The 7,379-nt window shown below is 61.3% G+C and carries 6 protein-coding genes; all 6 read right to left on the bottom strand.

What is annotated here, in order from left to right:
* On the bottom strand, positions 1-1,197 hold a 1,197-nt coding region (locus VEK15_01490), incomplete at its 3' end, for a PEGA domain-containing protein (protein ID HXV59337.1).
* The gene (locus VEK15_01485) at positions 1,154-2,659 is read right to left on the bottom strand and encodes a tetratricopeptide repeat protein (GenBank protein HXV59336.1); all 1,506 of its coding nucleotides are present in this window, start codon (positions 2,657-2,659) and stop codon (positions 1,154-1,156) included. The genes VEK15_01490 and VEK15_01485, both read right to left, overlap by 44 nt.
* A complete protein-coding gene (locus tag VEK15_01480; protein ID HXV59335.1) occupies positions 2,656-4,845 on the bottom strand; it encodes a protein kinase in 2,190 nt (729 codons plus the stop codon). Before VEK15_01480 ends, VEK15_01485 begins: the two co-directional genes overlap by 4 nt.
* Positions 4,846-4,897: 52 nt before the next feature.
* Positions 4,898-5,656 (bottom strand): Stp1/IreP family PP2C-type Ser/Thr phosphatase, encoded by a 759-nt coding sequence (locus VEK15_01475; protein HXV59334.1) that lies wholly within the window; start codon positions 5,654-5,656, stop codon positions 4,898-4,900.
* Positions 5,657-5,672: 16 nt separating this feature from the next.
* Positions 5,673-6,296: a DnaJ domain-containing protein gene (locus VEK15_01470; protein HXV59333.1), complete on the bottom strand. Its 624-nt coding sequence runs from the start codon at positions 6,294-6,296 to the stop codon at positions 5,673-5,675.
* A gap of 7 nt (positions 6,297-6,303) precedes the next feature.
* The coding region (locus VEK15_01465) for a hypothetical protein (protein ID HXV59332.1) at positions 6,304-7,379 on the bottom strand (1,076 nt) is incomplete at its 5' end.

Genomic DNA, 7,379 nt, shown 5'->3' with positions numbered 1-7,379 from the left:
CCGCGCGGGGACGGCTTCATCGGCGACTACGTCGAGGACGGCAAGGGTCGGCCGAATGGGACACTCGAAGGAAAGAGACTCATCCGCGCCGACCGAAATGTCCTCCACGTACTTGCCGGTCGCGTGTTTGACCTCGAGACGATGCTCGCCGGCGCACACCCGGTTCAGATCGACGGGGGTATTACCTCGCAGCTCGCCGTCGAGAAAGACCTGAGCATCGCTCGGATTGCTGGTCACACTGATCCGCCCGATGGACTCCTCGAGCTTGACGATCTGTGCCGTGTAGTCGCGAGGCTCGGCCGCTTCGAAAGGAAACTCGACCGAACGATAGCAGTCGAGCCGCAGCTCGATCTCGTGCCGACCGAGCGGGAGCGCGTCGAGCTCGAACGGGGCCGAGAGGCGTGCCGGATCGAATCCCGGGGGCATGAAGCTGCGCAGATCCGGCGGCAGGGCGCCGGAGGTCACTCCCGCCGGCTCCCCATCGACCAGAACTTCGACCCCAGGGGGGTCGGTGATGATCGGCAGCCGGGCGCTCGTGCGCGTCAGGACGAGATCGAGCGTCGTGATCTCGCCGGGCTCGATGCGGAGGCTATCGTCGACATAGCCCTCGTGACCGGCCAGGGTGACCTCCACTCTGGCGATCCCGGTATGCACTTCGATGGGAAAGAAGTTGGTGATGCCGACGAAGTTCCCATTCACCTCGACGCGGGCACCGGCTGGCTCGGTGCTGACGGCGATATAGCCGATGAGCTGTTTCTTCTGATCCTCGAAAAAATCGGTGATCTTGGGAGAGATCGTCTCCGAGTCCAGCGAGTAGCGTGGATTATCGAGCAAGATTTGCCGGAAGTCGTCGGCAGCGCCCTGAAGCTGACCGGCGTTGAAGAACGCTTGCGCCCGCAACTCGAGAGCGCGCTGTTCGATCTCCTGGATCTCGGGGGGCGGCTCGTTGCCCGCCCTTCGGTACTCGTCGACCTCATCGATGATCCGACCCAGGAACTCGATCGATTGAGACTGCCGCTGGGGATCGTCGAAAAGCTCCTGCGCCTCGGTGAGCTGCTGAGCCAACCGAAGAGCGAGCTCGTCGGTTGCGAGCAAACGGCTGTCGCGAACTTGACTCTGTGCGACGACCGCGAACAGAACGAGCGCTAGCCAGTTAGCGAAGATGAATAAGGGCTTTCGCCTTGTCGTCGTAAACATAGAGATCTCCTGACGCATCCACATCCAAGGACACCGGTTTTGCCAGGACTCCTTGACCGAGATTCTGGCTGGTCAACCGCGTCACGAACTGATAGCCGGCATCGAAGACCGCAACCGCGGCCTCATCCTCGTCGAGCACATAGAGGTAGCCGGCAGGGTCGAGGGCAATGTCCACGGCCTTCTTGAGATTGCTGGGGGCCCTCTGGGCCGGGATGCGCGCGAGGACACTCCCATCGGGGCTCAGCACATCCACGCCCCTCTCCTTCTTGTCAAGCATGATCACGTTTCCCACGGCGTCGACTTCCATCGTGAGAATCTCCCGCCGTTGGGCATCGGGGAACGCACCGACGAGCTCACCGTCACGCCGGAATCGCAGGACTTTCTTCTCGTCGTCGTCATAGACGTACACGTCGCCGAGGCGATCACGGACAGCGTTTCTGATCTTTTCCAATTGCTGCGGGCCTTTATCCGAGGGAACACGAAAGATCGCTGGCTTTCCCTCGATGGTGAGTCCCTTCTCGTTCGCCACCACCAGCTCGCCGCGGGCATCGACGAACAGACCGTGCGGATCGGCGGCGGCGAGACTGCCGGTGAACTTTCCCGCGCGGTCGAAGGAGATGACCCGGTCGCGACCTCGTTCGAGCATATGTACGCCCGATGGCGAGATGCGGACAGCAATGATGTCTTTGAAGTCGTCTTTGAGCCGGGGGTCGAACGTGGTTTCGCGGCGGAACGAGATCGGCTCTCCCATCATGGGATATCCGTAGAAACGGAAGAGAAGGGTAAGCCAGTCGAGCGCTTCCTCGGCTTCGGCGACATCGGGATGAAGGTTGCGCACCTCCTGGAACTGGGTCATGGCTTCCTCGGGATCGCCGAGCCGAACATAGCTCCTTCCGATTCCGAGTCGCGCCCCGGCAGTCCATTCCGAGCTCGGGTGCTCCGCCACGACCTGAAAATATGCATCGACGGCCGGCTCGAACTTCCCCTGGTGCTCGAGTGAACGACCGGTCGAGAACAGGGCCGCAGGAATCCAGGGGTTGCCCGGATACAGGAATACTCGCTGGTAGTTGGCGACGGCGTCGTCGATCGAGCGACCGGCCCGGTCGGAGCGAAACAATAATTCTCCGAGAAAATAGTAGGCTCCAGGAGCGGCGTCCGATGTTGGATAGGCTCGCAGTATCGTCTCGAAGTTCTCTTTGGCCTTGTCGAAATCCTCCTCCACGTCCAGGTAGTAGCGGCCGATGTGCAGGAGCGCGTCGTCAGCGTATTCGGTAGACGACATGGACGTGACGATTGCCTGGAAATCGTTCAGGGCCTGGCGATAGCGCTGCTGACCGTAGAACTGGATGCCGCTCTCCAGGTGCTGACGGGCGAGCTCGCTCGGCGCCTGCGAGCGTGCGGTCGAGCCACAGAGGCAGAAAGCGAGGAACGCGAAGCCGCGGTAAGCCGGTCGTAAGCTCATGGTCGTTGTCCTATGACATAGGTCGGTTTGCCGGGCTCGACTCGAATCTGTTGGGTGTCCATGGCGTTGCCCGGCCAGGTAAAGACGAACTCGTGAAGGCCTTCCACGATGGGTTTGTTCATGAATGGCGGCGAGCCTGCGGGGAAGCCATTGATGGTCACGGTACAGTTTCCGGGATTGGCACGAACGTTCACTCGTCCGAGAGAGGGAGTCGTTTGCGTGACCGTTTCCCCCGTTCGGATCGTCACTCTCATCGACTGATTCAAGAATACATCGGCGGCCACGAGCGCTAGGTCGTAGGTCGCGGGACGAAGCTCGATCCTCGGGCTAGCGGATTCCGGAGCAAGCACGTCTCGGCCTCGGTGAATGGCGACCGGGTAGGTAGAGTCGACGATGAACCTGCCGGGACGACCAAGGGGGGCGAGGACGATCGGGCTTCCCGGAAGAGGATCTGCAGCCGCGATCGCAATCGTTTGCGATTGATGCTCTTCGAGGGTGAGCACGATCTCGTGCTTTTCGGTCGTCGACAGTTCCAGACTCAGAGGCGTCACCCCATCGATCGTCTTGCCGTCGAGCCTGACCGAAGCGCCCGGCGGTGTCGTGACGAGCTCGAAGGTCCGCCTGGCCACCTCGAGTGCCAGGGAGAGAGGCTCGGGGGCCACCGACCCCAGGATTACTTCGCGTGAGGCCGGCACGAAACCATCCCGCCGAAGCTCTACCAAGACGGTGTCGTTTTCCTTACCCGAAATGGGAACCTCCACGCCAGCCGCGGTCGTCGTCAGGCCGATCGCCCTTCCGTCCACGATGATCGCTGCGCCCGCCGGCTCGGAGACGATGCGAAGGCGATGGGAGACCGTCGCCGGTCCAGCCGGCTCACGCGCGAACATCCAGTAGAAAATTGCCCCGATGCCCAGAACCGCAACGAAGAACAGGGCCCAGATCGGCGCCGCGAGCGCGCGAACCGCCGCGGTGGACTCACCACGAAGCTCACCGGTGTCGGCGGGTTTCGAGGAGACCGTTGCCGCCGAAGCAGAGCCCGTTCCCACGATCTCGGTCTCCGTCAGCTCGGGCCTTCGTCTTTCAGTCTCCGGTCCATAGATCTCGGTGAGCTCCTGTCGTATTTCCTGCAGCTGACGCGTGTCCCCCGACGATCCCTGGCTCTGCTCCAACTGCTGCCGGTAGAGCTCTCGTCCCGCCCGGCGAAGATGACGTCTCGCATCGTCGAGCTGCGGGTTTCCCTCGAGGAGGCTCCGCGCTTTTTCTTCCAGGCTTCGCCACTGCTTTCTCCGCGCGAGAGCGTCGAGCTCGTCCAATCCCTTCTGGGTGGCGCCCGAGGTGCGGGGCAGGGTCTTCCGGTAGACGGCCAATAGTTTTTCGAGCTCCTTGGCCATTTCGCCCGCAGTCGAGAAGCGATCATCAGCGTTCTTGGCAAGAGCTCGATCCAGCGCTCGTTGAACCTCCTGAGGAAGGTCTCGATTCGCCTCGATCACCGGGTGCGGGTTTTCGTGGACGATGTTGTAGAGAACGGCTGTTGCCGTATCGCCGGGGAACGGCCGTTTACCCGTCAGGAGCTCGTATAGGATGCAACCGGCTGAAAAAATGTCGGTACGCCCGTCGAGCTTCTCGCCGCGAATCTGCTCCGGAGACATGTAATGAACGGTCCCGAGCATGACGCCGCTCTTGGTGTAGGTATGGCCGCCTTCGAGTCGAGCGATACCGAAGTCCATGATCTTGACTTGACCGTTGTCGAGGTAGCGGAGATTCGACGGTTTCACGTCTCGGTGGACGACGCCATTCTGGTGAGCGAAGTCCAGCGCGCGGCAGAGCTGAATCACGATATCGAGCGCCTCGGCGAACGGCAGGCTCCCCTGCTCCACGATCGTGGCGACGTCGGCACCCTCGAGATACTCCATCACGATGTAGGGTTTGCCTATCCCGCCGAAGTTACCCAGCTCGTAGACCGTCACGATGTTCGGATGCGACAGTTTGGCCGCGGCTCTCGCTTCACGCTCGAATCGCCCTCGCGAATCCTGGTCGGAGATCGCGTCCGAGGTCAGCGTCTTGATTGCAACGCGGCGATCGAGCGCCGGATCGTAGCCTTCATAAACCGCGCCCATTCCGCCTCGGCCGAGTCTTCGCAAGACGCTGAATTTGCCGATGCGAACGTCCGTGTCCTTCTGAACCATTTAGAGCTCGTCCAAGTTTAAGGGGGAGCCTGAGTAGCCAGTGCTGGCGTCGTCAATTCACTCGAATCAGGATCGTGGTGATATTGTCCTCTCCGCCGCTTTCGTTTGCCGCCTTCACCAGCTCGTTTGCCCGCGACAAACCTTGGTCACCGCCGAGAACGATTTCGAGAATCTCGTCGTCATCGAGCATGGTCGTCAGTCCGTCGGAGCAGAGCAGAAGCCGGTCATCGACATCCAGGGAGAGGCTCTGCACATCGACTTCCAGGTCGGGCTTTCCACCCAGAGCGCGCGTCACCACGTTCCTTAGCGGATGCGTGCGCGCTTGCTCGCTGTCGATGACACCGGAGAGAACCTGCTCGTTGACCCAGGAGTGGTCGCTCGTGAGACAAGCGATCTCGCCATTACGGACCAAATAGAGCCTGCTGTCCCCCACGTGCGCTATCTCGGCGACGCCGTCGCCCAACAGGGTCGCGACCACGGTCGTGGCCATTCCCTCGCAATCGGCACGGGTCCGAGAGAACTCGAGAAGCCTTTGATTCGCGAAACGGATGGCGGTCTTGAGTCGATTGCCGTTCAGCGACAGGGTCTCGTCGATTCCGTAAGGCCAGGTGACGTCGGCGTCGCCCGACGTCAGTTTGACGAACTCCTCGATCGTCTCCACCGCGATCCGAGAGGCGACTTCGCCGTGGGCATGCCCCCCCATGCCGTCGGCCACGACGTACAGCCCCTCCTGGTCGTTCGAACAGTAGCTGTCCTCGTTGAGGGGTCTCTTTCTCCCGACATCGGTCAACGCGCGCGACTCGATTCGCATTCCGTGATGTTCCTTTTCACCGCCAGCGACCGGGTCGCCCTTTTTCGGCCGACGCGGCCTCGGCCAGACGTTTCCTCAACTCGGAGTGGTGCGGCATGACATTCAGCGCATCCTCGTAGACCCGTTTCGCGCGTAGGTGCATACCCGAACGGGTGTAGAGCGCTCCCAGCTGGAGACGCGGCTCGGGCTCCTGCGGGTGCTGAGCAATGGCCTGGGTCAAGAGCTCCGAAGCCTGCCTTTGTTTCGACTTGTCCATCGACAAGATGCGAGCGGCGGCGAGAACGTACTCGAGATTGTCAGGCTTGATTCGCATCGCCTCGTAGTAGAGCTTCAAGGCGGTCTCCCATTCCCTCGATCTCTCACGGGCCAATCCGCTGGTGTAGTAGCTCTCCGCCTCTTGCGCGGGTGTCTGTACCTTCCGCTGCTGCCTTTTATCATATTCGGCCCGCAGTTTTTCATCACGCAACTGGTTGTAGGCCTCGCTGATCAGTTGAAAACGTCGATCCGCCTCTTGCTTTTCGGCAGGATCCCGGAAACGATCGGGATGATTCTCGCGCGCCAGCTTCAAGTAGGCCTTCTTGATTTGATCGGGGCGAGCCGATCGGGCGACACCCAGAATCGCATAGAAATCTTCTTCCATGCCTACCCTACCCCGAGCGGCGAGTCATCTTTTGCGCCTGGCGTCGGACGACTTCGGGCACGTTTCGATCGCGAATCAGGATTTTCAAATCGCGAGCGGAGATTCTGGGCAGGAGCGTGGTGGAGACCTCTGGTGGGGTCTTGGGGTTCCGCACGAGCTCGTGGGCGACCTTGTAGCGCTTCGTCCATTCTCGCTTTCTTCCAATTTCGCGAAGGACGTCGGGGGCGACGTTGCGCATCTGGACGATCGCTTCGGCATCCGCCTGGTTCATCTTGGGGCTCGTAAGGACGGCGCTCCAGACGGTACGATTCCGATCGCGAATGAGCATCATCCTCGCCTCCCGTTCCCCTTTGAGAGCCTCGATCATCCTCTCGGCGACCGTCATTCTATAGATTCGCTCGAAAACGCTCTTCCTCGCCTCCTTGTCGTCTTCTCCCTCGTCCCCGGACCCCTCCCGCAGTCCATAGCGCTCCTCGGCCTCTTCGCGTGACCTCGGGGGCGGCTCTTGCTCTTCCGAGGGTCCCTTGCCGAGATCCAATTTCTTCGGCTGGCCGGACTGATCCGAAGGGACCGCGGACACCGCATGTTCCCCGAGCTTGAAATCATGCTTGAGCTCGTTCAGGCGGCGCGTCTGATCGGAGCTCAGGTTGGGGTTCGCTTCGAGCACATCGATGATGGGGGTATGGCGCAGAAGCCGCGTCTGATTGACGATCACGAACTCCAGGAGCGTCTCGGTCAGACGCGGAACCATGAGACGCACGGTCTCGTCGGGCGTGGTCTGGTTCCGTAGAATAGTTTGCCGAACGTCGTCCGATTCCGTGTGCTCGCCATAGAACGATAGTATCTCGGCGGGAGTCGAGGGATCCTGAAGCACGTTGACCAGGTCTTCGGCACCGACTACCAGAAGGCTCTGTCGCGCCCTGCTTCCGACGTCTTCGTCGCTGTCGCGCGTGAGGAGGAAGAGGAGCTCGACCTGGTCGCCGGGCGTGAGCGGCAGAGAGCCGGACGCGGCAGTCAGGCGAACGTCCCGGGAGATTCCTCCCTTTCTGAACTGGTTCACGAGTGGCGAGCTCACGCGTCTAT

Source organism: Vicinamibacteria bacterium (genome assembly GCA_035620555.1).
In the GTDB taxonomy this organism is placed as follows: Bacteria; Acidobacteriota; Vicinamibacteria; order Marinacidobacterales; family SMYC01; genus DASPGQ01.
The sequence above is the reverse complement of the archived record's forward strand: the minus strand, read 5'-3'. Positions and strand labels throughout refer to the sequence as shown.